This window comes from Pseudomonas sp. AC169, from assembly GCF_979258515.1.
The window spans coordinates 1025225-1048763 of the sequence record NZ_OZ409866.1 but is presented as its reverse complement, the minus strand read 5'-3'; the positions used below and the strand labels follow the sequence as shown (position 1 = coordinate 1048763).

The following is a 23539-nucleotide window of genomic DNA, read 5'->3' as shown; positions in this document are numbered from 1 at the left end:
CGCTATGACAACCCCATCCCCGACCGTTTCCATGGCGGACAAAGTTGCCCTGATCGACAGCCTCTGCGCCAAGGCGCGGATCCTGCCGGTGATCACCATCGCTCGCGAACAGGACGTGCTGCCACTGGCTGACGCTCTGGCTGCCGGTGGCCTGACTGCGCTGGAAGTGACCCTGCGTTCGCAATTCGGCCTCAAAGCCATCCAGATCCTGCGCGACCAGCGCCCGGAACTGATGACCGGTGCCGGCACCGTGCTTGATCGCAACATGCTCTCGGCTGCCGAAGCCGCTGGCTCGCAGTTCATCGTTACTCCGGGCATTACCCGTGACCTGCTCGAAGCCAGCGTCGACAGCCCGATTCCGCTGTTGCCGGGCATCAGCAACGCTTCCGGCATCATGGAAGGCTACGGTCTGGGTTATCGCCGCTTCAAGCTGTTCCCGGCTGAAGTCAGCGGTGGCGTGGCGGCAATCAAGGCCCTCGGCGGCCCGTTCGGCGAAGTGAAATTCTGCCCGACTGGCGGCGTCGGCCCAGCCAACATCAAGAGCTACATGGCGCTGAAAAACGTCATGTGCGTGGGCGGTAGCTGGATGCTTGATCCGGAGTGGATCAAGAACGGCGACTGGGCGCGCATTCAGGAATGCACCGCCGAGGCGTTGGCGCTGCTGGACTGATTGTTACCAGACACTTCGTTGTGTGTTCTACGGCTTTACGGTGCGCTTGGTCGGTGCACCGTTTTTTTTGCCTCGAAGAAAGTGCCAGGACATCACGCGATACATAGTTACCGCACAGGCGCATTTGTGTGGCGCTAATCTGCGTTCATCTTACGGAAGAGAGAACGCCTCATGGACGACCGTCAATCTGTAGTTTTATCAGTCAACCCCCTGCGCCTGCGGCAGTTGCCCGTGGTGGGCAGTTTCGATTGGCACAACAGCCAGGGCAAGGTGCGCAACATCAGCGCGGGGATTGAAGGTTTGCCCCTTTTATTGCGGCTGGCCCTGGTTGATGCCATGACCGGCGAGCCGGTCAGCGGCGCCGTGGTCCGCATCGAGCAGCGCATTGGCACCGACATACTGTGTGGCAGCCAGACGACCGACAGTAAGGGCATCGTTCGTTTCACCAGCCTTTACCCGGATCGGCACAGTGCCTTTACGTGCATCGCTCTGAGTGTTGCCATTGCCAGTGATGATCAACAACCGCAGTTGTACCAGGAGGCCTGGGCAGGGCGCCTGCATCTGCCCTGCGTCTGCAATTGCACTGCCGTGGATGACGATGCTGTTCGGCTAGCGGTACGCCCGCTTACAGATGACGGCCCGGAGGACGGCTACTTCGGCAGTCTGACGATCGGCGTTGACACCTTTGCACTGTCATCGCAGATCGGCGTGGCGGGCTACGACAAACACCTGATCACAGTGTTTTAGCGCAACTCGTTCAATGCGCGCACCAGCAACTGCATGTCGTCAGCGGTGTTGGTCAGCCCCGGCGTGATGCGGATGCTCGGCCCGCTGGCGGCGCCGTTGCGCACCACGGTGAACAGGTTGTAGTCGTTGAGCAGACGCTCGGCCATTGCCTGTTGATCATCGTGGCGAGTGAAACGCAGCGAGGTGATGCCGCAATACAGTCGTGGATCGTCGGGCGTCATCACCTCGATACCCGGCAGATTCCGCACCGCGCTGACCCACAGATTGCGCAGATAATTGACGCGAGCGCCCTTGGCCGGTGCGCCGCCGAGTGAGCGATGCTCCTCGAACACCAGCGGCAACGTCATCAGCGCTGGAATGTTGGGCGTGCTGTAAGACGTGCGTGCCCGAATATCATTGACCGGGTAATGCATTTCACCCATGTCCGGATCGATATCGGCCAAGCGCTGTGGCGCGATATAGAGGAAGCCGAGGGTGAGTGGCGCGCCTATCCATTTGTGCAGGTTGAATCCGGCGAAAGAGATGCCCAGTGCTTCAAGATCGAAGTCGATCTGACCGAGCGCGTGGGCGCCGTCAAGGATGACATCGACGCCATGCTCCTTGGCGAGCGCGGCGATGGCTTGTACCGGCATGACCAGACCGGTGCGGTGAGTGACGTGAGTCAGGGCCATCAGCTTGAGTTTCGGGTGATCGCTGAAAGCTTCGCGGTAAGTCTCCAGCAGGCTGTCGAAACTCGCCGGGTGCGCGTGGGCAATCTCGATCACCTCGGCGCCGCGGTGTCTGGCCAGCCAGCGCATGGCGCCTTTGACCGTGTCGTATTCCAGATCACTGATCAGTACTTGATCGCCCGGCTGCAAGCGGTTGTAGTTGCGAATCAGCGATTGCAGCCCTTCGGTGGCGTTGCGGGTGAAAGCCACGCTTTGCGCGCGTACGCCGATCAATTCGGCCAATTGCGCGCGAATGTCGAGGTTGTCGTGCTGTTCGAAACGCTGGCGCACGTACACCGAGTTGCTGGTGTTGATCAGCTCGATATTGCGCTGGTACTCCTCGATCACCGTGCGCGACATGCGCCCGAAGTAACCGTTTTCCAGGTTCACGGGGCCAGGTTGAACGTCGTAACGGTCGGCGAACGTTTGCCAGAAGGCTTCGTCACGGGCGCGGCGGGTGTTATCGGGCATGGTCGGCAGACTCTAGAGAGGAGGGCGCTTCAGTGGCGCGGGGCAGGTTTGCCGTGTTTGGCGCGCAGCGGTTCAAGCAGGTCCGAGAGGCCGTTATGGTCGATCTCCTGCATCAGCGCGAGCAGGCCACCGAGTTCGCCGTGAGGGAAACCTTCGCGGGCAAACCAGTTCAGGTACGGCCCGGGCAGGTCGGCAATGATCCGGCCCTTGTACTTGCCGAAGGGCATTTCGCGGGTGATCAGCAGTTCGAGTTTTTCGGGATTCATCAGGGGATTTCGTCTGGCTTCAAATCAGCTTGGAAAATACAGGCATTCTGCATGCAGGCCAAATGACAGATCATGCAAATAACCGTGATACAGATAGTTCATTTATCTTTAATATGTTGATTTATAACGATTTTCTGTAAATAAAAAAGCTGGCACGCACACTGCAATATCCCTTGCATCTTCAACCAATCGCAAGGAATTGAAAAATGACCGACATGAATAAAGAAGCCATCTCTGTACTCAATGACCTGATTGAAACCTGCAAGGACGGTCAGGAAGGGTTCAAGACTTGCGCTGAAGACATCAAGCATCCAGAACTGAAAACCCTGTTTGTGACTCGCTCCGCCGATTGCGCCACCGCTGCAGCAGAACTGCAAGCCGAAGTTCGCAAGCTGGGCGGCGATCCGGAAACTTCTACCAGTGTCAGCGGTGACTTGCACCGTCGCTGGGTCGACGTCAAAGCCATGTTCACCGGTAAAGACGAAGAGGCAGTGCTGAACGAAGCCGAGCGCGGTGAAGACCATGCGCTGAAGGCTTATCGTGAAGCTATCGAGAAAATCAACAAGCATAACCTGGTGGGTATTCGTGACCTGGTTGAGCGTCAGTACCACGGCGTACAACGCAATCACGATCAGGTGAAGGCACTGCGTAACCAGGCTCGTGCTCGTTCGTAAGCGTTCGTCGGGTATAAAAAAACGCCAGCTAGTCTGGCGTTTTTTTATGGGGCAGGGAAAAGCAAGATCAAGATCAAGAGCCCCTCACCCTAGCCCTCTCCCGGAGGGAGAGGGGACTGACCGAGGTGTTTTTTCGAGCTACATCGACCTGAAATATTCAGGCGAACTCAAAATCTGAAAACAGCGGAGATCGGCTCCCTTTCCCCCTCGCCCCCTTGGGGGAGAGGGCTGGGGTGAGGGGGAAAAGCTCTACCTGACACACCACCAATCAATCAGCCAATGCTGATCGCCGGCAACGTCGGCAACGTCACCGTCTGCTGCTTGCGCGGCGCCAGAATCTCCGCCTCGCCATCCACCACCAGCTCATCACGCTGGTTGAACACACGAGTAGCAATGCGCACGCGAAACTTCGGCAGCTTCTCGAGGATTTCCAGACGCACTGTCAGCGTGTCGCCAATCTTCACCGGCTTCTGAAAGCTCATCTGCTGACCGATATAAATAGTGCCCGGCCCAGGCAGTTCGCAAGCCACCGCTGCACTGATCAGCGCGCCACTGAACATACCGTGGGCGATACGCTCCTTGAACATGCTTGCTGCGGCGAACTCGGCATCCAGATGCACCGGGTTGTGGTCGCCGGACATGGCGGCGAACAATTGGATGTCACGCTCTTCGACAGTCTTGCTGTAGCTGGCGGTCTGGCCGACTTCGAGGGCTTCGTAAGGGATGTTGGTAACCTGAGTCATCGGTCTTGATTCCTGTGGCGGATCAAATGAATCCGCAAAAGATTATTCACTGCGCTGAGGGCGCGGATGGCTCAGGGCCTGATCGATCCAGGCCAGCACATCAGCGATCACTTCGTCGCGGTTGGTTTCGTTGAACAATTCGTGCCGCGCCTGCGGGTAGATCTTCAGTTGCAGGTGCTGGCTGCCGGCCGTGCGCAAGGCATTGGCCAGATCTGTCAGACGCTTGCCTTCACTCACCGGATCACATTCGCCGCCAATTACCAGCAGCGGCAGGCCCGGGTCGATCTGGGCGAGATTGGACGCTTTGCTGATCTGCTGCAAGCCGCCGAGCAAGTCGATCCACAGTTGATTGGTGCAGCGAAAGCCGCACAGCGGGTCGTTGGCATACTTGTCGACTTCCATCGGATCGCGGCTTAGCCAGTCGAAGCGTGTGCGTACCGGTTTGAATTTGTTGTTGAACGAGCCGAATGAAAGCCATTCGATCAGCGCACTGCGGCCCTTGCCACCCTGACGGAGTTTTTCCAGACGGGCGATCTGCCGCGCAGCGCCGTACAGCGCCACGGGCTGAAAGTTTGAACCACTGAGAATCGCCCCGTGCAGGCTGGCGCTGTGGTGCAGCAGATAACCTTGGGCGAGGTAGCTGCCCATGCTGTGTCCCAGCAGAACGATCGGCACGCCGGGGTGCTGCTGGCCGATGTGCTGATTCAGGCTGGCAAGGTCGCCGAGCACTTTGCACCAGCCGTCGTCATCGGCGAAGTGGCCGAGGGTGCCGTGATTGGCGGTTTTGCCATGTCCGCGTAAATCAGGGGCATATACGCCATATCCTTTGTCGCAAAACGTGTCGGCCAGTCGAGCGTAACGGCCGCTGTGTTCCGCCATGCCGTGGGCCAGCAGGATCACCGCTTTCAGTGGCGCCGCCGGCAGCCATTGATTGACGAAGAGGCGGCTGCGGTCACTCGCGTCCAGCCATAGGGTGTCGTGGATCATGGCGATTCCTTTGCTCAGAGTCGGATCATTGTATAGCGCGTCTGATCAGCCCACGCCACGGCGGGAAGATTCACACGATCAATGACGGCTTTGTCCATATTTGCCTCAATGGCCATAGCTGCTAGTGTCCGTGAAGCTCCGCTTTTTCAGAAATGACAGAAAGCGGCCCCGGATCGGCTCAGGTAAAGAGGACAAGAACAATGCAACCTGATTTCTGGAACGATAAACGCCCGGCTGGCGTACCGCTGGACATCGACATGGGGGAGTTCAAGTCGGTGATCGAGGTGTTCGAGCGTTCCTGCAAGAAGTTCGCCGATCGCCCGGCGTTCAGCAACATGGGCATCACCCTGACCTACGCCGAACTCGAGCGTCAGAGCGCCGCCTTCGCCGGTTACCTGCAGGCGCATACCGATCTGGTCCCGGGCGATCGCATCGCGGTGCAGATGCCCAACGTCCTGCATTACCCGATTGCCGTATTCGGTGCCCTGCGCGCCGGACTGATCGTGGTCAACACCAACCCGCTGTACACCGCGCGGGAGATGCGCCACCAGTTCAAGGATTCCGGCGCGCGCGCGCTGGTCTACCTGAACATGTTCGGCCAGAAAGTCCAGGAAGTGCTGCCCGACACCGACATCCAATACCTGATCGAAGCGAAGATGGGCGACTTGATGCCCACCGCCAAGGGCTGGCTGGTCAACACCGTGGTCAGCAAAGTCAAGAAAATGGTCCCGGCGTATACGCTGCCCCAGGCGATTTCCTTCAAGAGTGCGTTGCGTATGGGCCGTGGCCTGGGCATCAAGCCTTTGAAGGTCAGCCTCGACGACATCGCCGTGCTGCAATACACCGGCGGCACCACCGGGCTGGCGAAAGGCGCGATGCTCACCCACGGCAATCTGGTGGCGAACATGCAGCAAGTGCGTGCCTGTCTCGCGCAACTCGGCCCGGATGGCCAGCCATTGCTGCGCGAAGGCCAGGAAGTGATGATCGCGCCGCTGCCGCTGTACCACATCTATGCCTTCACCGCGAACTGCATGTGCATGATGGTTTCCGGCAACCACAACGTGCTGATCACCAACCCGCGCGACATTGCCGGGTTCATCAAGGAGCTGAAGAACTGGCGTTTCTCGGCGCTGCTGGGCTTGAACACCTTGTTCGTGGCGCTGATGGATCACCCGGACTTCAAGACCCTCGATTTCTCCAGCCTGAAGCTCACCAACTCCGGTGGCACCGCGCTGGTCAAAGCCACCGCCGAGCGTTGGGAGCAGATGACCGGGTGCCGCATCACCGAAGGTTACGGCCTGACCGAAACCTCACCGGTGGCCTGCACCAATCCGTACGGCGATCAGTCGCGCCTGGGCACGGTCGGTTTGCCGGTGCCGGGCACGCTGCTCAAAGTCATCAACGATGACGGTGTCGAACAGCCGATGGGCGAGCGGGGCGAGTTGTGCATCAAAGGGCCGCAGATCATGAAGGGCTATTGGCACAAACCTGAGGCCACGGCTGAAGTGCTGGATGCCGAGGGCTGGTTCAAATCCGGCGATATTGCGGTGATCGATCCGGACGGTTTTGTGCGTATCGTCGACCGCAAGAAGGACATGATCATCGTCTCCGGTTTCAACGTGTATCCCAATGAAATCGAAGACGTGGTGATGGCGCACCCGAAAGTCGCCAACTGTGCGGTGATCGGTGTGCCGGACGAGCGTTCGGGGGAGGCGGTGAAGCTGTTCGTGGTGGCGCGGGAAACCGGGGTCAGCCTCGAAGAGCTCAAGGCCTACTGCAAAGAGAATTTCACCGCGTACAAGGTGCCGAAACACATCGTGTTGCGTGAGTCATTGCCGATGACGCCTGTCGGGAAAATTCTGCGGCGCGAGTTGCGCGATATCGCCTGACGGTTAAAAGCAAAAAGATCGCAGCATTCGGCAGCTCCTACCTTGGAATGCATTTCCTGTAGGAGCAGCCGAAGGCTGCGATCTTTTGCTTTACGTCCCCGAAAACCGGGGCTTTTGAGGTGTTTTAGGATTTTTGCTCTAAAATGACTGCTAGATGGTCTTGAGTCATGATAATGACTGTAGGGGCCGCTTTTGGCTCTAGTCGACCCTTGGCAAAGCTGCTACTCTCGGCGCGCTTTGTGACTTCTCGGCCTCTGTAAAAGCCAGATTCACCAATACCAAACACACACCAATAATAATCGCATCAAATGCGGTGAAGAATTCGCGTTGCTGAGGAGTGGGCTTCCATGATCGAAGACTTTTGGAAGGATAAATACCCGGCTGGAATTGCTGCCGACATCAATCCGGACGAGTATCCGAACATTCAGGCAGTGTTGAAGCAATCCTGCCAACGCTTCGCCAACAAACCGGCTTTCAGCAATCTGGGCAAGACAATCACCTACGGTGAATTGTACGAATTGTCCGGTGCGTTTGCCGCGTATCTGCAACAGCATACCGATTTGCAGCCCGGCGATCGAATCGCCGTGCAACTGCCCAACGTTCTACAGTACCCGGTGGCCGTTTTCGGTGCGATTCGCGCCGGGCTGATCGTGGTCAACACCAACCCGCTGTACACCGCGCGGGAAATGGAACACCAATTCAACGACTCCGGCGCTAAAGCCCTTGTTTGCCTGGCGAACATGGCGCACCTGGCCGAAGCCGTGGTGCCGAAAACCGGCGTCAAACACGTCATCGTCACTGAAGTTGCCGACCTGCTGCCGCCGATCAAGCGCCTGCTGATCAACAGCGTCATCAAGTACGTGAAGAAAATGGTGCCGGCCTATCACTTGCCAAAAGCCGTCAAGTTCAACGACGTGCTGAGCAAGGGCCAGGGCCAGCCTGTGGCCGAAGCCAATCCCGACAGCGGCGATGTGGCGGTGCTGCAATACACTGGCGGCACCACCGGCGTGGCCAAGGGCGCGATGCTGACCCATCGCAACCTCGTCGCCAACATGCTGCAGTGCAAAGCGCTGATGGGCTCCAACCTCAACGAAGGTTGCGAGATCCTGATCACGCCGCTGCCGCTGTACCACATCTATGCGTTCACCTTTCATTGCATGGCGATGATGCTGATCGGCAACCACAACATCCTGATCAGCAACCCGCGCGACCTGCCGGCGATGGTCAAGGAACTGTCGAAGTGGAAGTTCAGCGGTTTCGTCGGTTTGAATACCTTGTTTGTGGCGCTGTGCAATAACGAAGGTTTCCGCAAGCTGGATTTCTCGGCGCTGAAAGTCACCTTGTCCGGCGGCATGGCCCTGCAACTGGCCGCTGCCGAGCGCTGGAAAGCGGTCACCGGTTGCGCCATCTGCGAAGGTTACGGCATGACCGAAACCAGCCCGGTGGCTACGGTCAACCCTATCCAGCACATCCAGATCGGCACCATCGGTATTCCTGTGCCATCTACTTTGTGCAAAGTCATCGACGATAACGGTGTCGAGCAGCCGCTGGGTGAAATCGGCGAGCTGTGCGTCAAAGGCCCGCAAGTGATGAAGGGCTACTGGCAGCGTCAGGAAGCCACCGATGAAATGCTCGACAGCGAAGGCTGGTTGAAGACCGGTGACATCGCGCTGATCCAGCCGGACGGCTACATGCGCATTGTCGATCGCAAGAAGGACATGATTCTGGTCTCCGGTTTCAACGTTTACCCCAACGAACTGGAAGACGTGTTGGCGACTCTGCCGGGCGTGTTGCAGTGCGCGGCCATCGGCGTGCCGGACGAGAAGTCGGGCGAGGCGATCAAGATTTTCATCGTCGCCAAACCGGGCGTGACCCTGACCAAAGAGCAAGTGATGGATCACATGCGCGCCAACGTCACCGGCTACAAGGTGCCGCGTTCGGTGGAATTCCGCGATGCGCTGCCGACCACCAACGTCGGCAAGATCCTGCGCCGTGAGTTGCGGGATGAAGAGCTGAAGAAGATCAAGGCCAAGTCCGCCGCTTAAAACACCAAGCCCCGCAGATGTGGGGCTTTTTATTGGAGCGGAGCAGGGCTCGGGTTATGCGGTGAACCTGCCCCTCACCCCAACCCTCTCCCGAAGGAGAGGGGGCCGATCGGGGGCCTTTCAGAACCTGAGTTCAACTCAGGAATTTCAGGTCGGTGTACCTTGCCCAGACACCTCGGTCAGTCCCCTCGCCTTGGGAGAGGGGGCCGATCGGGGGCTTTTCAAAACCTGAGTTCGACTCGATATCTCAAGTCGGCGTACCTTGCCCGAGCACCTCGGTCAGTTCCCTCTCCCTCGGTAGAGGGAGCCGATCGGGGGCTTTTCAAAACCTGAGTTCGACTCGATATCTCAGGTCGGCGTAGCTCGCCCAGACACCTCGGTCAGTCCCCTCGCCTTGGGAGAGGGAGCCGATCGGGGACTTTTCAAAACCTGAGTTCGACTCGATATCTCAAGTCGGCGTACCTTGCCGAGCACCTCGGTCAGTTCCCTCTCCCTTGGGAGAGGGCTAGGGTGAGGGGAAAGGGGGATTGCACCAATCCTACTGACGAAACGGCGCAAAATTCACATTGGTCCCCGCCGGACGCATGTCTTGCAGATACGAATCCTTGTCCGCGCTCAATTCCAGACTCAACGCCGCTTTGCGCTTGCCTTCATTGCGAATCACCAGCCCTTCAAGCTTTTCACGCAGGAACACTGTCGGCACTTTCAGGTGCAGCAACTCGTCGGTGGCCGGGGTGTGCATCAGCAGGTGAATCCATTCGTACTGACCGATCGCCAATCGCGACACCGGCAGGTCGAACCACCAGATGTTGCGGTTACGGTTCAGTTCGGCGAAGTGGCAGTTGTTGGTGCCGAGCACAGCGCCGCCCAGTTCCTTGTTGCGACGGGCGATGGCCTGCGTTTTATCGAGTTTCATAACATTCCTGCGGGATCGGTTCATTGGCGCACAGCGCCCATAGGCTGAGCATTCTCGGGGCTTCGCACGCAAACATAAAGCCTAACCTGCTCGCCGCGACGAAATGATGCGCTGAAAATAAATGAAACTTGGCGCAAACCCGGCCAGTCAATCATTACGTACTGACTTTTCCCCCTTAATGCATCACGGAGAAACACCATGAGTAGCACAGGCGATAAAGTAAAAGGCATGGCCAACGAAGCGGTCGGCAACGTCAAGCAAGGCGTCGGTAAAGCCACCGACAACAGCAAGCTGCAGGCCGAAGGCAAGGTTCAAGAGAAAAAAGGCGAAGCCCAGCAAGCGGTCGGCAAAGCCAAGGACGCCGTGAAAAAAGGTGTCGACAAGGCGTAATTCAGCCTTGAACGAAATACATGAACGGCCATCCAAGGATGGCCGTTTTTGTGTCAAAAGCCTGCAGTGACCCGACGAGGTTCGCCAAACAGGCTACCGTGATGTAAAAAACGGCCCCTGAGTCGCCACGACTTCAACCTGTATTGCGGCGAAAGGAGACGCGAATGATATTTCCAGACATGAAAGGTCTGCCCCTGCATCGGGTGATGATGCGCACGGTCACAGAATTCGTCGACGACGAAATGTCGACCTACGCCTCGGCACTGGCCTACCAGATGCTGTTCTCACTGTTCCCGTTCATTCTGTTTCTGATCGCTCTGATCGGTTTTCTGCACCTGCCGGACTTCTTCTCCTGGCTGCGCCTGCAATCGGAACTGGTTCTGCCGCCGCAGGCACTGGAGCAGGTCAATCCGGTGATCGACCAGTTGCAGCAGTCCAAGGGTGGTCTGCTTTCGGTCGGTATCGTCATCGCCCTGTACACCGCCTCCGCGGGCGTGCGCTTGATGATGAGCGCGATGAACGCCGCGTACGACGTGGTTGAAGGGCGACCTGTGTGGAAGCGTTTCCCGCTGTCGATTGTCTACACCGTCGGCATTGCCGGCATGCTGCTGGTGGCCGCCGCGTTGATGGTGCTCGGGCCGCAGGTGATGGGCTGGATTGCCGCGCAGGTGGGGCTGGAAGACTTCATCGTCACCGTGTGGACCATCGCGCGCTGGCCGGTGATCGTGATTCTGATGATGGTCGCAGTGGCACTGATCTATTACGTGATGCCCGACGTCAAACAGGAATTCCGTTTCATCACCCCCGGGTCGGTCCTGGCCGTGGTGGTGTGGATCATCGCCTCGTTGGGGTTCGCCTTCTACGTGAAAACCTTCGCCAACTACAACGCGATGTATGGCAGCATCGGGGCGATCATCGTGCTGTTGCTGTACTTCTACATTTCCGCCGCGGTGCTGTTGCTCGGCGCCGAGATGAATGCGGTGATCGAGCACATGTCCAGCGAGGGCAAGGATGCGGGTGAGAAAGTCCCCGGCGAACTCGATGAACATCCCAAACAACACGTCTCGGGCCTGGGCCGCGATCACTCGCTCAAGCCGGACACTGACGAAGTCTGATCATGATTCGTGAAATTCTGAAAATGGGCGACGAGCGCCTGTTGCGCATCGCCCCGCCAGTACCGGCCGAGATGTTCGACAGCCCTGAGCTGTGGCAATTGATCGACGACATGTTCCAGACCATGGAAAGTGTCGGCGGCGTTGGCCTGGCCGCGCCGCAGATCGGCGTCGATCTGCAATTGGTGATCTTTGGTTTCGAGCACAGCGAACGTTACCCGGACGCTGAAGCGGTGCCGCAGACGATCCTGATCAATCCGCTGATCACGCCGCTGAGTCCGTTGATGGAGGAGGGCTTTGAAGGCTGTCTGTCGGTGCCGGGTTTACGCGGTGCGGTGGAGCGTTATCAGCAGATTCGCTATGAAGGGTTTGATCCGAAGGGCGAGCCGGTTGTGCGCACTGCGTCGGGCTTCCACGCACGCGTTGTGCAGCACGAATGCGATCACCTGATCGGCCGCTTGTACCCGTCGCGCATTACTGACTTCACTAAGTTCGGTTTTACCGAAGTGATGTTTCCGGATCTCGATCCAACAGCCGACGATTGATCCTGCGAACACCACGATCCCGTGTGGGAGCGAGCTTGCTCGCGAATGCGATACATCAGTGACGTCTTCATTGACTGACTCTCCGCCTTCGCGAGCAAGCTCGCTCCCACAGGTTTTGCGTTGCACATCAGGATTGAGAGGAGCTCAGCTCCATCGCAATCATCGGCTTGCTCCGGGCATACCGGCTCAACCGCTCCGCCATGGCCTGGGGCAGCACCGGGTCGAACGTGAACCCGCGCCGCTCATAAAAACCGCGCAGATCCGGGTGACAGAACAGCCACACCGGCTCGTTCACATCGTTCACCGCAGCCGCGATCAACTGCGCTGCGATCCCTTGTTCACGACAGCCCGGATCAACAAACAACCCGGTCAACCAATACCCACCCGCCACCGGCCGCAAGCACAACGCGCCAACGATTTCTCCGCGCCGTGCAACCCACAATTGTGCATCGCGAACCGCTTTCATGGAGGACTGGTGGCTGCGGTAAAACTTGTTCATCAACGGCCATAATGACTCGTCGAGCAAGGTGTATTGGGTGTCGGGCATGGGATCGGACTGTCGGTGGGCAAAGCGGCGATTATAAAAGAACGCACGGCTCTGGATAGGTGTATACCTGAGTTCACATCCCCTGTGAGTGGAGTACGCATCATGTCCAAAGGTATGGATTCAAAGAAAGCCGCGAAGAAGAAACCGGCCAAGACCGCGATTGAAAAACGCGCTGAGAAGAAAGCCAAGAAAGTCGACATCTTCGGCCATTGATCACGCCTTTCCGGAGCCCGGTTCTCGGGCTCCTGCCTTTACCTGAAAATAATCTGCAAGATTGCGCGGCGTCGATGCACAGAAGGGGATGAATCCCGTTTTGAGCAACGCCATGTCCCATTACTTCGACGCCGCCCATCGTCAGCAAATCGAAACCCTGCGCCAACGCTTTACCGCCCGCACCGAGTGGCCGACCTGGCTGTTGCTGATCGGCGTCTATGGCGGCTGGTTCGCTATTGTTCTCAATAGTCATTGGCTGGGCCGTGCCTTGAGCACGGTGCTGCTGATCCCGCTGGTGGTGTTGTGGTTGTCGGTGCAGCACGAGTTGCTACACGGGCATCCGACACGCTGGGTTCGCTTCAACAAGATCCTCGGCTACGCGCCGTTTGCCGTGTGGTATCCGTACACGCTGTATCGCGACAGCCATTTGCTGCATCACCGCGATGAGGATCTGACCGTACCCGGCGTCGATCCCGAAAGCCGTTACCTGACCCGCGCTGGCTGGCAGGGCAGTTCGCTGTTTGAACGCAGCTTGCACTGGTTGAACAAAACCGTGCTCGGGCGCTTTGTGATCGGTGCACCGCTGGCGCTGATGGCGCTGGCCAAAGAAGAGTTGCTGCGGCTGAAAAACGGCGAGCGCCAGGCCTGGTTGATGTGGCTGACGCATAGTGCGTTTACATTTTTGATGCTGTGGTTCATTGCCCGTTTCAGCGTGCTGCCGGTCTGGCATTACCTGCTGCTGATCAGCGTGCCGGCGCTGTCGATCGCGATGATTCGCTCCTACTACGAACATCGCCCGCATGCGCAACCCGAGCAGCGCACGGTGTTGAACGAAGCGGCTTGGCCTTGGCGCTGGCTGTTCCTGAATCTGAATTTTCATCTGGTGCATCACGACTTGCCCAAGCTTGCGTGGTACGACTTGCCCAGGGTTTACCGGATGCATCGCGAGCAGTGGATTGCGCGCAGTGGCGGGTTTCTGGTCCAAGGGTATGGCGAGTTCTGGCGGCGCAATGGCTTAAGACCAATCGACAGTCCCGTGCATCCCTTCCACTGATCTCATGAACACTACCGTCCCACATTGGATATTTGTAACTCGGAAAATATGTGTATGGCTCAATACCACGCCGAACTCCTGATGTACGTCGCCCCCGAGCCAATCCGCGCGGCCAGTGAACGCTGGATTGCGCGCATTCTCGAACGCTTGGGGCGGTCGCGGCTTGATGCGCAAAAGCTTTCTCTACCCGAGCTCTGGCTATCCCCCGATCTGCTGCTCACGCAAACCTGCGGCTACCCGCTGATGACCGCTTTGCGCGGGCAGGTGCGCATCGTCGGCCGCCCACGTTACGAACTGCCCGACGCCAGCGCCGGCAACCATTGCAGCCTGATCCTCAGTCGTGCTGATGACCCACGCCAAACCCTCGCGCAGTTCCGCGACAGTCGCGGGGTGATCAACGGTGAGGATTCCAACAGTGGCATGAACCTGTTCCGTCAGCGCCTCGCACGGTTGCATCAGGACGGTCGGTTCTTCGCGACAGTCGGCACTAGCGGCGGTCATCGCGAAAGCCTGCGCTGGTTGCGCGAAAACCGCGCCGATCTCGCGGCCATCGACAGCGTCACCTACGCCTACCTGGCGCAGCATGCGCCGCACGAGGTCAGTGCCTTGCGGGTGATTGCGCGCAGCGCCCTGAGCCCGACCTTGCCGTTCATTACTGTCGCCAGCGCTACGGACGAGCAGATCGAAAACCTTCGGCACGTGATGAACCAGACCTTGGGCGAACTGCCCGATGTCGCGCAAACGCTGGGCTTGCCGGAAGTATTGCGGGCCAGCGAGAGCGACTACCAGATTCTCCTCGACTATCAGCAAGAGGCGGAAGCGTTGGGCTATCGCCGTATCCGCTAATGCATTAATGGAATATAAGAATTCGTTTTAAGTATTTTTAAAGAATAAGGCGCCTTGCTACGATCGCGCCACCGGAACACCGGACATTCAGCGACCCCTAGCCCAGGAGCCCCTATGTCCGGCGCCGACCCATCCCATCGTCAGACCGTGGACGCCCTGTTCCGCGCCCACTATCAATGGCTGTGCACTTATCTGCGCCATCGTCTGCAGGACGCCGCCAGCAGCGAAGACATTGCCGCCGAAACCTTCACGCAATTACTCCAGGCTCCGGCACTGAAGGCCATTCGTGAACCTCGCGCCTTGCTGACGACCATCGCCCAGCGTCTGCTTTATCAGCGCTGGCGACGTGCTGATCTGGAGCGCCGTCATCGTCAGCAAATCGATATCGATTACGCCGCCTCGCCTGAAGAACTGGTCCAGCAATCGCAATCGCTCAATCGTCTCGATCACAGCTTGCAGCGCTTGCCCGGCAAGGTCCGCACGGCGTTTCTGCTTGCTCGCATCGACGGTCTGACCTACCCGCAAATCGCCGCCGAACTGGGCATCTCCCAACGCTCGGTCAGCGTTTACATGAGCCGTTCCCAAGCGTTGTGCGATCGCCACAGCGCCAACCAATTCCTGCAAGACAAGAGGTCCGCATGAGATCGATCAAAACCCTGCTCGGCACTTCGCTGCTGGCCCTGAGCCTGAGCGTCGGCGCTGTCTCGGCAACGGAAAAAACCGCGCCGATCCACTTCGGTGACATCACTTGGGAGAGCGGCAGTTTCATCACCGAAGTGCTGCGTCTGATCGTTGAAAAAGGTTACGGCTATCCGACCGACACCTTGCCCGGCAGCACGGTCAGCCTCGAAGCGGCGCTGGCGAAAAACGATATCCAGGTGATCGGCGAAGAATGGGCCGGGCGCAGTCCGGCGTGGGTCAAAGCGGCGGCCGAGGGCAAAGTGTTTGGCCTCGGTGACACGGTCAAAGGCGCGACTGAAGGCTGGTGGGTGCCGGAGTATGTGATCAAGGGCGATCCCGAGCGCGGGATCAAACCACTGGCGCCAGAGTTGAAATCAGTGGCGGATCTGCCGCGTTACAAAGATGTGTTCCGCGATCCGGAAGATCCGTCGCGCGGACGCTTCCTCAATAGCCCGACCGGTTGGACTTCGGAGATCGTCAACAGCCAGAAGCTCAAGGCTTATGCGCTGAACGACAGCTTCGTCAACTTCCGCACCGGCTCGGGCGCGGCGCTGGATGCCGAAGTGGCGTCGTCGATCAAACGCGGCAAACCGGTACTGTTCTACTACTGGTCACCGACGCCGCTGCTCGGTCGGTTCAAACTGGTGAAACTGGAGGAGCCGCCGTTTGATGCCGAGGCCTGGAAGACCCTGGCCGATGCCAACAATCCAAACCCCAAGGGCACCCGCTCGATGCCGGCGAGTCTGGCGATTGGTGTGTCGGCGCCGTTCAAGGCACAGTATCCGGAACTGGTGGCGTTCTTTGAGAAAGTCGATTTGCCGATTGATCTGCTCAACCAGACCTTGGCGGGGATGAGCGAAAAACGCTTGCAGCCGAGAGTGGTGGCCGAGGCGTTTTTGCGTGATCAGCCGCAGGTCTGGAAGCCATGGGTGCCTGTGGATGTGGCGACCAAGGTGAGTGGAAGTCTGTAGGTCATTTCTGGTGTTTTTGTAGTGCTGCAACTTTTGCCTTCGCGAGCAGGCTCGCTCCCACAGTGGAATGCGTTCCAAATGTGGGAGCGAGCCTGCTCGCGAAAGCGTCCGCCCCGCCAACAAATCTCCCCGCGCTGAACCGTTTCTTGTGCAAAAAGTGCCAGATACTGGCCGACTAGTGGCCTTGCGCAAGGCTTGCCGCTGGCTATGCTTCTCGTAACTAACTATGTCGACCGTCATGTCAAAACATGGCTGAAACACATCGTTGGTCCGTGAATTCATGCTGCCAGAGTGCGCAACCGAAGGCACCGACACTGAACCAACAAGGAGCGTCGCTTACATGGAAGTTCTTCAACGCGTTAGGGCTGGCCCGCGTGCGGGCTATCAAGAGAAGGATGTCTTGATTAGAGCGTCGCTGCATGGACGCTCCGATTGATCATCATTTATCACCTGACAACTTCCTCCCGTGGAGGAATGCGTGTGCCTGTTCTTTGGAACGTAGTGGTGGATCGTGAAAGAACTGAACTTTCATCAAATCAAAAGTCCGCGCGGAAGGTGATACAACCATGTTCAACCTACATCACAAGGCTGACCTGCAGGAAATCGAGCGCTTCAGCTGCGCCCTGACTGAAGCCAATGCCAAGTTGGCGGCGATCAGCCGTTCGATGGCAATGATCGAGTTCAGCCCTGACGGCATCGTTCTGGATGCCAATGAAAACTTCTGTAAGACCATGGGCTACAGCGCCGATGAAGTGCGTGGCAAACATCATCGGGTGTTTTGTGAAGAGGCGTTCTATCGCAGCGAGGAGTACGCCAAATTGTGGCGTGACCTGGCTCGCGGTGAGCCGATCAGCGGCACTTTTCTGCGTTTGAACAAGGCCGGCAGGGAAGTCTGGCTCGAAGCCAGTTACATGCCGGTTTATGGCCCGGACAAACAAGTCCGCAGCGTGATCAAAGTCGCTGCCGACATCACTGCTCGAGTGAATAAAGAACACGAAGAGGAAAGTATGCTGGCGGCGATCAGCCGCTCCATGGCGGTGATCGAGTTCACCCCTGAAGGCAATGTCATCACCGCCAACGACAACTTCCTCAAGACCATGCAGTACTCGCTCAACGAAATCGTCGGTCACCATCACAGTCTTTTTTGCCATCGTGCCGAAGCCGAGTCCTCGCAATACAAGGCATTCTGGGCTTCACTCAATCGCGGCGAATATCACTCACATCGTTTCGAGCGCAAGAACAAGTCGGGGCAGATGGTTTACCTGGAAGCGTCTTACAACCCATTGTTCGACGCCAAGGGCCGCTTGTACAAAGTGGTCAAGTTCGCCAGCGACATCACCCATCAAATGACCACTTTGCAAAACGCAGCGGAGTCGGCCCACAGCACTTCGGTACAAAACGACGCCTGCGCGCAAAAAGGCTCACAGGTCGTGCAGCAAACCGTGCAGATCATTCAGGACATTTCCCGCGACCTCAACGAAGCAGCGGCGAGTATCGATGCGGTGAGCAAGCAGTCGGACATCATCGGCACCATAGTTCAGACCATTCGCGGCATTGCCGATCAGACCAACTTGCTGGCGCTCAATGCTGCGATCGAAGCGGCGCGCGCCGGTGAACATGGGCGCGGTTTTGCTGTGGTTGCGGATGAAGTGCGTAGCCTTGCGGCGCGGACCAGTCAGGCGACTCTTGAGATTGTCGACGTGGTGCGCAAGAACCATGACCTTTCGCTGAGTGCGGTGTCGAGTATGCAGTCGAGCCTGAGTCGGACCGGGCTCGGCGTGGAACTGGCAAATGAGGCGGGGGAGGTGATTCTGGAGATTCAGCAGGGCTCGCGGCATGTGGTGGATGCGATCAGTCAGTTCAATGAAACCCTGCAACTGAACTGATTTCTTCAGCTGGATGCAATTTATGTGGGAGCGAGCTTGCTCGCGAAAGCGGTGTGTCATTCGGTGGAAGTTTCACTGATACACCGCCTTCGCGAGCAAGCTCGCTCCCACATTTGATTTCAGGCGACCTGGAAATCAAAGCGCAGCGAGAAACTTGTCCGCTTGCTTGTCACTGTCCTTCACATCGTTGTCTTTTTCCGCCTGCGCCAATTTCATCTTGTCCTGCAAGCGCTCGGCGATTTCTTTGCCGATGGCCAGTTGTTTCTCCGGCGGCATGGCTTTGATGTCGTCTTCGGTCAGCCCCATCGACTGCAGGATACTGTCGCGCAGACGCTGTTCCGGCGTCTTGCTCATGTAATCCTTGAATTCGTCGGTAGCGGATTTTGCCGAGGCGCTGGTGGCATCGGTCGATTGCAAACCTACGCGAGTCTTGGCGAACGCTTCGTCGACATTGTCGCTGATGCGCGTGGCTTCGCTGACTTGCTGGGTGGCGATTTGCGTGGCCGAATCCTGCACCTTGGCGGTGGCTTCAGCGGTTTGCGCCTGGGTCTGGTTTTGCAGGGTTTGCAGCATGGCGCCGTGCAGACCACCCTGCAGACCGGCGGCAGCGGTGGACGTCGCATCGTCATTCAGCGCTTTGGGCAGGTGAATGATTTGCTGTTGTTTGGCACTGATCAACATGATGTGTGGACCTGTAGGTAATTGCTGACTGGCGTATCGGAGCAATTACCGTGCCTTTTGAATAACTCTTTATATTTCAACGGGTTGATCATCGCTAAGGCATTCGAGGCGGTCATCCTTTGCCGATAAGCGGCAGAGGATGACCGTTGCCAGCCTCAGCGATGGGCAATGTTCTCCAGTGCCAGATTGCGCGTGCGCGGGCCGAACCAGCCGATGGTCAACATCACGATCAGCATGCTACTGACAATGAACGCCAATACCCCCGGCGTGCCGAAGTTGTCGAGAAACAAACCGATCAGCAGGCTGCTGAACACCGTCGACAAACGACTGAACGAATAGCAGAAGCCTACGGCGCGGGCGCGGATGTTGGTCGGGAACAGTTCGCTCTGGTACGAGTGATAACTGAAGCTCAACCAGGCGTTGCAGAAGGTGATCATTACCCCGCAGAAAATCAGTCCGAACGCGCTGGTCTGCAAGGCGAACAAGGTGCCGAAAGTCATCGCACCGAGGGCCGAGCCAACGATTTGCCACTTGTTCTCGAAGCGGTTGGCAAACTTTACGAACAGCAGCGGCCCGAGCGGATAGGCGAGGGTGATGATGAACGCGTACATCAAACTGTGAGTGACGCTGACACCCTGACCGGACAGCAGCGCCGGCAGCCAGTTGCCGAAACCGAAGAACCCGATGGCCTGAAAGATGTGGAAGACGATCAGCATCAACGCGCGTCGGCGATACGGTGGCTGCCAGATATCGGCGAAGCGGCCCTTGCCTTCGACGTCGACAGGCACGGTTTCCGGTGTATCCAACGGTTTACCGTGATCCTTCTCGCATCGTGCTTCGATGCCATCAAGAATCCGGCTGGCTTCATCAAAGCGGCCATGCTGCGCGAGCCAGCGTGGCGATTCCGGCAGACGCTTGCGCAGCCACCAGATAAACAGTGCAAACACCGCACTGGCCAACACCACCCAACGCCAGCCGCTGATGCCGAACGGCGCTTGCGGCACCAGCCACCACGACATCAGCGCCACCGCCGGCACCGACAGAAACTGCATGAAAAACGCGAAGGCAAACGCCGAACTGCGCATGCGTTTGGGCACCAGTTCCGAGAGGTAGGCGTCGATGGTTACCAGTTCGATGCCCAGGCCGATGCCAACCAGAAAGCGCATGAAAATGATGCCCAGCGCCGAACTCTGAATGCCCATCAACACCGTCGCCAGCGTGTACCAGACCAGGGCGAAGGTGAAGATCGCACGGCGGCCGAAACGATCCGCCAGCGGGCTGAGCAGGCTGGCGCCAAGGAACAGGCCGAGGAACGTCGCCGAAGCAAACGCCGCCTGATCGGAGAACCCGAACACACCCTGATTGCCGGTGGCGAAAATGCCGTCGCGGATCAGGCCGGGGCTGATGTAAGCGGTCTGGAACAGATCGTAGAGTTCAAAGAATCCTCCGATCGACAGCAGCGCCACCAGCCGCCAGATCGTCGCGACCGCCGGAAGGCGATCGATGCGGGCGGAGACCTGAGCGGCGCGTATCGGGTCGATGCCGTCGCTTTGCGCGGCGGCGGGGGAGTGAGCAGTCATTGGCTGATCCATTTTTTATTGATGGAAAAGCTTAGCCTGCTATCGGAGTTCACGGATTGTGAATATCGGCGGTTTACACCGATAAACCGCTGAATTTCTGCAATATCTGCTTACCAATTAACGATTTATGCCGCAGCCGCCGAATCCGCTAGCGCCGAGGCCGGCAAGCCGAAGATCCGGTCGAACAGCCAGTTGAAGGCGAACGTGTAGCACGGGATGAAAATGATCAGCGCCAGATCCAGGAGAAACGCCTGTACCAGACTGATGTTCATCCACCAGGCAATCAACGGAATCAGGAACACGATCAGTGTCAGTTGAAAACCGATGGCGTGAGCAATGCGTCGTTTCACCGTACGCGTGCGCGACACCTGGCGGCTTTCCCAGTGCTCGAACAACGAGGTGTAAATGAAATTCCAGGTCACGGCGATGGTGGTGATGATCACCGCCAACGGCCCGGTGCTGCCCGGCGAAGTGCCGGACAGCAGCGCCAGACCGAGGGCGGAGAAGGTCATGCCGATCACTTCGTAGAGCGATACATAGACCAGTTTGCGTTTGACGCCTTGCATGGAATTGCCTCTTTCTTGCCGTTTGTTGGCCAGTGGGACTGGCGAAGACGGCGAAAGATAGCTTCAATAGGGCTGACAGAAAAAGTCAGCTACTTTCAGTTCTATTGATAGGTGTTTAGGGTGAATTTCAACAGCGACAGCATCGAGCTGTTTCTTGCGGTGATTGAGCGCGGCTCGTTTTCAGCGGCGGCTCGGGCATTAGGTCGGGTGCCTTCCGCCGTCAGCATGAGCATTGGCAACCTCGAGGCCGAACTGGGTTATCTGCTCTTCGACCGCAGCCATCGCGAACCGCAACCCACGGCGATGGCGCTGTCGCTGGTGCCCCATGCGCGGCTGATTGCCGAGCAGCTCAAGCAGTTGCAAGTGCATGCCGTGGAATTGTCGTTGGGGCTGGAGAGCAAGCTGTCGATCGGCGTGGTCGCGGACATCGACCGGCGGCGTTTGCTGGCGGCGATCAAGCTGATCGCCGAGCGTCATCCGCTGCTCGATATCGAAGTGCTGACCGCACCGCAGGATGACGTGCTGGCGATGCTGCACAGCGGCCGGGTCAGCGTGTGCCTGGCCTTCGCCGGATTGAGCATGAACGTGCTGGAGCGTTTTCAGTTTGTCGGCAGCGAACGGATGATCGCCACGTTAGCGGCGGACAGTCCGTTGTTGCGTGGGCAGGATGTGTTTCTCGAGGATCTGGTGCATGTGCGGCAGATCATCGTTGCCAGCCGCGACTTGCCGATCAGCGAAACGCGGCCGTTGGTGGCGGAGTCGTATTGGCGCACCGACAGTCTTGAGACAGCGATGGAAATGGTTGAGGCGGGATTGGGTTGGGGCAATTTTCCGTTGTCGGTGGTGCAGCCGCGGATCGAGTCCGGGCGGCTGAAACGCCTGAATTTCCGCAATATCGAAAACGGTCTGGTGATGCCGGTGCATGCGGTGTGGCTCAAGAGCCAGCCATTGCAGAAGGGCGCGCATGCCCTCGTCGAATTGTTGGGCGGTTGATCGTTCCCACGCTCTGCGTGGGAATGCAGCCCGGGACGCTCTGCGTCCCATCAAAAGCCGAACGCGGAGCGTCCGTTGAGGCATTCCCACGCAGAGCGTGGGAACGATCAGTGAAGCCAGCTCCCACAGGGATTTCAGGGGTTAGGTGCTTTCGCGGATCTTCAATTCAAAGCCCATGTCTTCCACCGGGCGCGCGACCGAGTTGCCGGCCATCAACGTCAGCATCTGCTCCGCCGCCCGCCGGCCAATCGCTTCACGCGGGGTGTTGATGCTGCTCAGGCGCGGCACCATGTGCTCGGACATCGGCAAATCGTTGAAACCGAGAATCGCCACCTGTTCGGGAATCTTGATGCCGTTGCGCAAGGCTTCGAGCAACGCACCCTGTGCCAGGTCGTCGTTACCAAAGAAGATCGCATCGACATCCGGGTGCGCGGCGAGTAACTGTAAAAACAATTCCCCACCCAGTCCCACCGACGAAGCGCGCGGCGTCAGCACTTCCAGATCCGGGTCGTACCGTCCGGCCTTCTGCAACGCTTTGCGAAAACCCTCACCGCGCAGCAACGTCCGTTGATCGAGTTGCGCGCCAATGTAAGCCAGACGCTTGCGCCCGCGAGAAAGCAGATGCTCGGCCGCCGTTTCGCCGGCACTGAGCTGCGAGAAGCCGACGCAATTCACCCCGGCGGCGCTGTCCAGTTCCATCATGTACACGCAGGGAATGTTGCTCGCCTCGATCATCCGCCGCGAACTTTCCGTGCGATCAAACCCGGTCAACAAGAAACCGCGTGGCTGATAGGCCATGTAGTTGCGCAGCAGGTTTTCTTCTTCATCACGGGAATAGTGGAAGTTGCCGATCAGCACTTCGAAGCCTTTGGGCGTGAGCACCCGATGAATGGCTTCCAGCGTATCGATGAACAGCAAGTTGGATAACGAAGGCACCAGAACCACCACCGAATGGCTCTGCGCCGAGGCCAACGCACGGGCGGCAGGGTTGACCACGTAGTTGAGTTCGAGGGCGGCTTTCTGCACTTTTTCCACCAGTTCGGTGGCGACCGTGCTAACCCCGCGCAAGGCGCGGGAGGCGGTAATCGGGCTGACACCGGCCAGGCGGGCAACTTCATTAAGAGTGGGACGGCCGGTGGTGCGAGTGTTTTTATCGTTTTTAGGGGAGGTCATCGGGCGGCTTGCCAAACAAAAATCAAGGCACTAAGGTAGCGCTGTCCTGATGCAGCTGTAAATGCGTAAGCGAGGTCCTGCCTGATCTTCGCTTTTTGGCGTTGGGAACAAACCTGCTGCAACCCAAAAAAACGACAAGAAGGCGTCGGCAACTTCTGCCTGTGCACTAGAGTCATAGCTAGCAAA

At 58.2% G+C, this 23539-nt stretch carries 24 protein-coding genes and 1 pseudogene; 15 read left to right on the top strand and 10 right to left on the bottom strand.

The genetic code is table 11. The features are described from left to right. The first annotated feature begins 4 nt into the window (after positions 1-4). Both ACZZ0G_RS04760 and ACZZ0G_RS04755 read left to right on the top strand, forming a co-directional pair. On the top strand, positions 5-670 hold the full coding sequence (locus ACZZ0G_RS04760; RefSeq protein WP_007917858.1) for a bifunctional 4-hydroxy-2-oxoglutarate aldolase/2-dehydro-3-deoxy-phosphogluconate aldolase: 666 nt from the start codon (positions 5-7) through the stop codon (positions 668-670). Positions 671-841: 171 nt separating this feature from the next. After that, positions 842-1417 carry a hypothetical protein gene (locus ACZZ0G_RS04755; protein WP_463555465.1) on the top strand — a complete coding sequence of 192 codons (576 nt, stop codon included), beginning with the start codon at positions 842-844 and terminating at the stop codon, positions 1415-1417. Here the strand turns inward: ACZZ0G_RS04755 and ACZZ0G_RS04750 are convergent. Both ACZZ0G_RS04750 and ACZZ0G_RS04745 read right to left on the bottom strand, forming a co-directional pair. Next, positions 1414-2595, bottom strand: a complete 1182-nt coding sequence (locus ACZZ0G_RS04750; RefSeq protein WP_463555464.1) for an aminotransferase class V-fold PLP-dependent enzyme — start codon at positions 2593-2595, stop codon at positions 1414-1416. The genes ACZZ0G_RS04755 and ACZZ0G_RS04750 overlap by 4 nt on opposite strands. 29 nt (positions 2596-2624) lie before the next feature. Next, entirely contained in the window at positions 2625-2861 is a 237-nt protein-coding gene (locus ACZZ0G_RS04745; protein ID WP_003227425.1) for a DUF3820 family protein, read from the bottom strand. 206 nt (positions 2862-3067) lie between these two features. Between ACZZ0G_RS04745 and ACZZ0G_RS04740 the strand changes: the two genes are divergently transcribed. Further along, entirely contained in the window at positions 3068-3535 is a 468-nt protein-coding gene (locus tag ACZZ0G_RS04740) for a ferritin-like domain-containing protein (protein ID WP_064391705.1), read from the top strand. Between the two features lie 272 nt (positions 3536-3807). Here ACZZ0G_RS04740 and ACZZ0G_RS04735 read toward each other — a convergent pair whose 3' ends face one another. Both ACZZ0G_RS04735 and ACZZ0G_RS04730 read right to left on the bottom strand, forming a co-directional pair. After that, positions 3808-4278 (bottom strand): MaoC family dehydratase, encoded by a 471-nt coding sequence (locus ACZZ0G_RS04735; protein WP_003227420.1) that lies wholly within the window; start codon positions 4276-4278, stop codon positions 3808-3810. Between the two features lie 42 nt (positions 4279-4320). After that, complete coding sequence (locus ACZZ0G_RS04730) at positions 4321-5265, bottom strand: alpha/beta hydrolase (RefSeq protein ID WP_463555463.1); 945 nt, start codon at positions 5263-5265, stop codon at positions 4321-4323. 200 nt (positions 5266-5465) lie between these two features. On the opposite strand from ACZZ0G_RS04730, the gene fadD2 reads away from it, so the two are divergent. Both fadD2 and fadD1 read left to right on the top strand, forming a co-directional pair. Continuing rightward, a complete protein-coding gene (fadD2, locus tag ACZZ0G_RS04725) occupies positions 5466-7154 on the top strand; it encodes a long-chain-fatty-acid--CoA ligase FadD2 (protein ID WP_463555462.1) in 1689 nt (562 codons plus the stop codon). A gap of 347 nt (positions 7155-7501) precedes the next feature. Beyond that, positions 7502-9199 carry a long-chain-fatty-acid--CoA ligase FadD1 gene (gene fadD1 / locus ACZZ0G_RS04720; RefSeq protein ID WP_150693298.1) on the top strand — a complete coding sequence of 566 codons (1698 nt, stop codon included), beginning with the start codon at positions 7502-7504 and terminating at the stop codon, positions 9197-9199. Between the two features lie 538 nt (positions 9200-9737). Here fadD1 and ACZZ0G_RS04715 read toward each other — a convergent pair. Further along, a complete protein-coding gene (locus ACZZ0G_RS04715) occupies positions 9738-10115 on the bottom strand; it encodes a hypothetical protein (RefSeq protein ID WP_007917843.1) in 378 nt (125 codons plus the stop codon). Between the two features lie 198 nt (positions 10116-10313). Between ACZZ0G_RS04715 and ACZZ0G_RS04710 the strand changes: the two genes are divergently transcribed. The 3 genes from ACZZ0G_RS04710 to def all read left to right on the top strand — a co-directional run bounded on the left by ACZZ0G_RS04710 (position 10314) and on the right by def (position 12162). Then, positions 10314-10505 carry a CsbD family protein gene (locus tag ACZZ0G_RS04710; protein WP_414868301.1) on the top strand — a complete coding sequence of 64 codons (192 nt, stop codon included), beginning with the start codon at positions 10314-10316 and terminating at the stop codon, positions 10503-10505. 164 nt (positions 10506-10669) lie between these two features. After that, positions 10670-11620 carry a YihY/virulence factor BrkB family protein gene (locus tag ACZZ0G_RS04705; protein WP_122598756.1) on the top strand — a complete coding sequence of 317 codons (951 nt, stop codon included), beginning with the start codon at positions 10670-10672 and terminating at the stop codon, positions 11618-11620. A 2-nt stretch (positions 11621-11622) separates the two neighbouring features. Next, a complete protein-coding gene (gene def / locus ACZZ0G_RS04700; RefSeq protein WP_463555461.1) occupies positions 11623-12162 on the top strand; it encodes a peptide deformylase in 540 nt (179 codons plus the stop codon). Between the two features lie 127 nt (positions 12163-12289). Here def and ACZZ0G_RS04695 read toward each other — a convergent pair whose 3' ends face one another. Beyond that, on the bottom strand, positions 12290-12709 hold the full coding sequence (locus ACZZ0G_RS04695; protein ID WP_463555460.1) for a GNAT family N-acetyltransferase: 420 nt from the start codon (positions 12707-12709) through the stop codon (positions 12290-12292). Positions 12710-13034: 325 nt separating this feature from the next. Here ACZZ0G_RS04695 and ACZZ0G_RS04690 point away from each other — a divergent pair, with 325 nt between their 5' ends. From ACZZ0G_RS04690 to ACZZ0G_RS04665, 6 genes and pseudogenes are all read left to right on the top strand, one after another. Beyond that, positions 13035-13976, top strand: a complete 942-nt coding sequence (locus ACZZ0G_RS04690) for a fatty acid desaturase (protein WP_463558821.1) — start codon at positions 13035-13037, stop codon at positions 13974-13976. A gap of 54 nt (positions 13977-14030) precedes the next feature. Continuing rightward, a complete protein-coding gene (locus ACZZ0G_RS04685) occupies positions 14031-14822 on the top strand; it encodes a phosphate/phosphite/phosphonate ABC transporter substrate-binding protein (RefSeq protein ID WP_463555459.1) in 792 nt (263 codons plus the stop codon). Positions 14823-14936: 114 nt separating this feature from the next. Then, the gene (locus ACZZ0G_RS04680; protein WP_463555458.1) at positions 14937-15464 is read left to right on the top strand and encodes a sigma-70 family RNA polymerase sigma factor; all 528 of its coding nucleotides are present in this window, start codon (positions 14937-14939) and stop codon (positions 15462-15464) included. Further along, on the top strand, positions 15461-16474 hold the full coding sequence (locus ACZZ0G_RS04675; protein ID WP_463555457.1) for an ABC transporter substrate-binding protein: 1014 nt from the start codon (positions 15461-15463) through the stop codon (positions 16472-16474). The genes ACZZ0G_RS04680 and ACZZ0G_RS04675 overlap by 4 nt, the downstream gene beginning before the upstream one ends. A gap of 566 nt (positions 16475-17040) precedes the next feature. After that, positions 17041-17817 (top strand): annotated as a pseudogene (locus ACZZ0G_RS04670) (PAS domain-containing protein); the annotation flags it as partial. Positions 17818-17820: 3 nt separating this feature from the next. Continuing rightward, entirely contained in the window at positions 17821-18360 is a 540-nt protein-coding gene (locus ACZZ0G_RS04665) for a methyl-accepting chemotaxis protein (RefSeq protein ID WP_224789345.1), read from the top strand. 135 nt (positions 18361-18495) lie between these two features. On the opposite strand, the gene ACZZ0G_RS04660 is transcribed toward ACZZ0G_RS04665, so the two are convergent. The 3 genes from ACZZ0G_RS04660 to ACZZ0G_RS04650 all read right to left on the bottom strand — a co-directional run bounded on the left by ACZZ0G_RS04660 (position 18496) and on the right by ACZZ0G_RS04650 (position 21187). Next, a complete protein-coding gene (locus ACZZ0G_RS04660; RefSeq protein WP_463555456.1) occupies positions 18496-19041 on the bottom strand; it encodes a hypothetical protein in 546 nt (181 codons plus the stop codon). A 155-nt stretch (positions 19042-19196) separates the two neighbouring features. Then, entirely contained in the window at positions 19197-20621 is a 1425-nt protein-coding gene (locus tag ACZZ0G_RS04655) for an MFS transporter (RefSeq protein WP_463555455.1), read from the bottom strand. A 125-nt stretch (positions 20622-20746) separates the two neighbouring features. After that, positions 20747-21187, bottom strand: a complete 441-nt coding sequence (locus ACZZ0G_RS04650; RefSeq protein ID WP_463555454.1) for a PACE efflux transporter — start codon at positions 21185-21187, stop codon at positions 20747-20749. Positions 21188-21307: 120 nt separating this feature from the next. Here ACZZ0G_RS04650 and ACZZ0G_RS04645 point away from each other — a divergent pair, with 120 nt between their 5' ends. Next, on the top strand, positions 21308-22180 hold the full coding sequence (locus ACZZ0G_RS04645) for a LysR family transcriptional regulator (RefSeq protein ID WP_463555453.1): 873 nt from the start codon (positions 21308-21310) through the stop codon (positions 22178-22180). A gap of 141 nt (positions 22181-22321) precedes the next feature. On the opposite strand, the gene gntR is transcribed toward ACZZ0G_RS04645, so the two are convergent. Beyond that, on the bottom strand, positions 22322-23353 hold the full coding sequence (gene gntR, locus ACZZ0G_RS04640) for an HTH-type transcriptional regulator GntR (protein WP_422607903.1): 1032 nt from the start codon (positions 23351-23353) through the stop codon (positions 22322-22324). Positions 23354-23539 lie beyond the last annotated feature (186 nt).

What these genes read in the sequence shown, in the direction of transcription:
- ACZZ0G_RS04760 (WP_007917858.1), top strand. Translation starts at nt 5, where the DNA reads ATGACAACCCCATCCCCGACCGTTTCCATGGCGGACAAAGTTGCCCTG.
- ACZZ0G_RS04755 (WP_463555465.1), top strand. Translation starts at nt 842, where the DNA reads ATGGACGACCGTCAATCTGTAGTTTTATCAGTCAACCCCCTGCGCCTG.
- ACZZ0G_RS04750 (WP_463555464.1), bottom strand. Translation starts at nt 2,595, where the DNA reads ATGCCCGATAACACCCGCCGCGCCCGTGACGAAGCCTTCTGGCAAACG.
- ACZZ0G_RS04745 (WP_003227425.1), bottom strand. Translation starts at nt 2,861, where the DNA reads ATGAATCCCGAAAAACTCGAACTGCTGATCACCCGCGAAATGCCCTTC.
- ACZZ0G_RS04740 (WP_064391705.1), top strand. Translation starts at nt 3,068, where the DNA reads ATGACCGACATGAATAAAGAAGCCATCTCTGTACTCAATGACCTGATT.
- ACZZ0G_RS04735 (WP_003227420.1), bottom strand. Translation starts at nt 4,278, where the DNA reads ATGACTCAGGTTACCAACATCCCTTACGAAGCCCTCGAAGTCGGCCAG.
- ACZZ0G_RS04730 (WP_463555463.1), bottom strand. Translation starts at nt 5,265, where the DNA reads ATGATCCACGACACCCTATGGCTGGACGCGAGTGACCGCAGCCGCCTC.
- fadD2 (WP_463555462.1), top strand. Translation starts at nt 5,466, where the DNA reads ATGCAACCTGATTTCTGGAACGATAAACGCCCGGCTGGCGTACCGCTG.
- fadD1 (WP_150693298.1), top strand. Translation starts at nt 7,502, where the DNA reads ATGATCGAAGACTTTTGGAAGGATAAATACCCGGCTGGAATTGCTGCC.
- ACZZ0G_RS04715 (WP_007917843.1), bottom strand. Translation starts at nt 10,115, where the DNA reads ATGAAACTCGATAAAACGCAGGCCATCGCCCGTCGCAACAAGGAACTG.
- ACZZ0G_RS04710 (WP_414868301.1), top strand. Translation starts at nt 10,314, where the DNA reads ATGAGTAGCACAGGCGATAAAGTAAAAGGCATGGCCAACGAAGCGGTC.
- ACZZ0G_RS04705 (WP_122598756.1), top strand. Translation starts at nt 10,670, where the DNA reads ATGATATTTCCAGACATGAAAGGTCTGCCCCTGCATCGGGTGATGATG.
- def (WP_463555461.1), top strand. Translation starts at nt 11,623, where the DNA reads ATGATTCGTGAAATTCTGAAAATGGGCGACGAGCGCCTGTTGCGCATC.
- ACZZ0G_RS04695 (WP_463555460.1), bottom strand. Translation starts at nt 12,709, where the DNA reads ATGCCCGACACCCAATACACCTTGCTCGACGAGTCATTATGGCCGTTG.
- ACZZ0G_RS04690 (WP_463558821.1), top strand. Translation starts at nt 13,035, where the DNA reads ATGTCCCATTACTTCGACGCCGCCCATCGTCAGCAAATCGAAACCCTG.
- ACZZ0G_RS04685 (WP_463555459.1), top strand. Translation starts at nt 14,031, where the DNA reads ATGGCTCAATACCACGCCGAACTCCTGATGTACGTCGCCCCCGAGCCA.
- ACZZ0G_RS04680 (WP_463555458.1), top strand. Translation starts at nt 14,937, where the DNA reads ATGTCCGGCGCCGACCCATCCCATCGTCAGACCGTGGACGCCCTGTTC.
- ACZZ0G_RS04675 (WP_463555457.1), top strand. Translation starts at nt 15,461, where the DNA reads ATGAGATCGATCAAAACCCTGCTCGGCACTTCGCTGCTGGCCCTGAGC.
- ACZZ0G_RS04665 (WP_224789345.1), top strand. Translation starts at nt 17,821, where the DNA reads ATGACCACTTTGCAAAACGCAGCGGAGTCGGCCCACAGCACTTCGGTA.
- ACZZ0G_RS04660 (WP_463555456.1), bottom strand. Translation starts at nt 19,041, where the DNA reads ATGTTGATCAGTGCCAAACAACAGCAAATCATTCACCTGCCCAAAGCG.
- ACZZ0G_RS04655 (WP_463555455.1), bottom strand. Translation starts at nt 20,621, where the DNA reads ATGACTGCTCACTCCCCCGCCGCCGCGCAAAGCGACGGCATCGACCCG.
- ACZZ0G_RS04650 (WP_463555454.1), bottom strand. Translation starts at nt 21,187, where the DNA reads ATGCAAGGCGTCAAACGCAAACTGGTCTATGTATCGCTCTACGAAGTG.
- gntR (WP_422607903.1), bottom strand. Translation starts at nt 23,353, where the DNA reads ATGACCTCCCCTAAAAACGATAAAAACACTCGCACCACCGGCCGTCCC.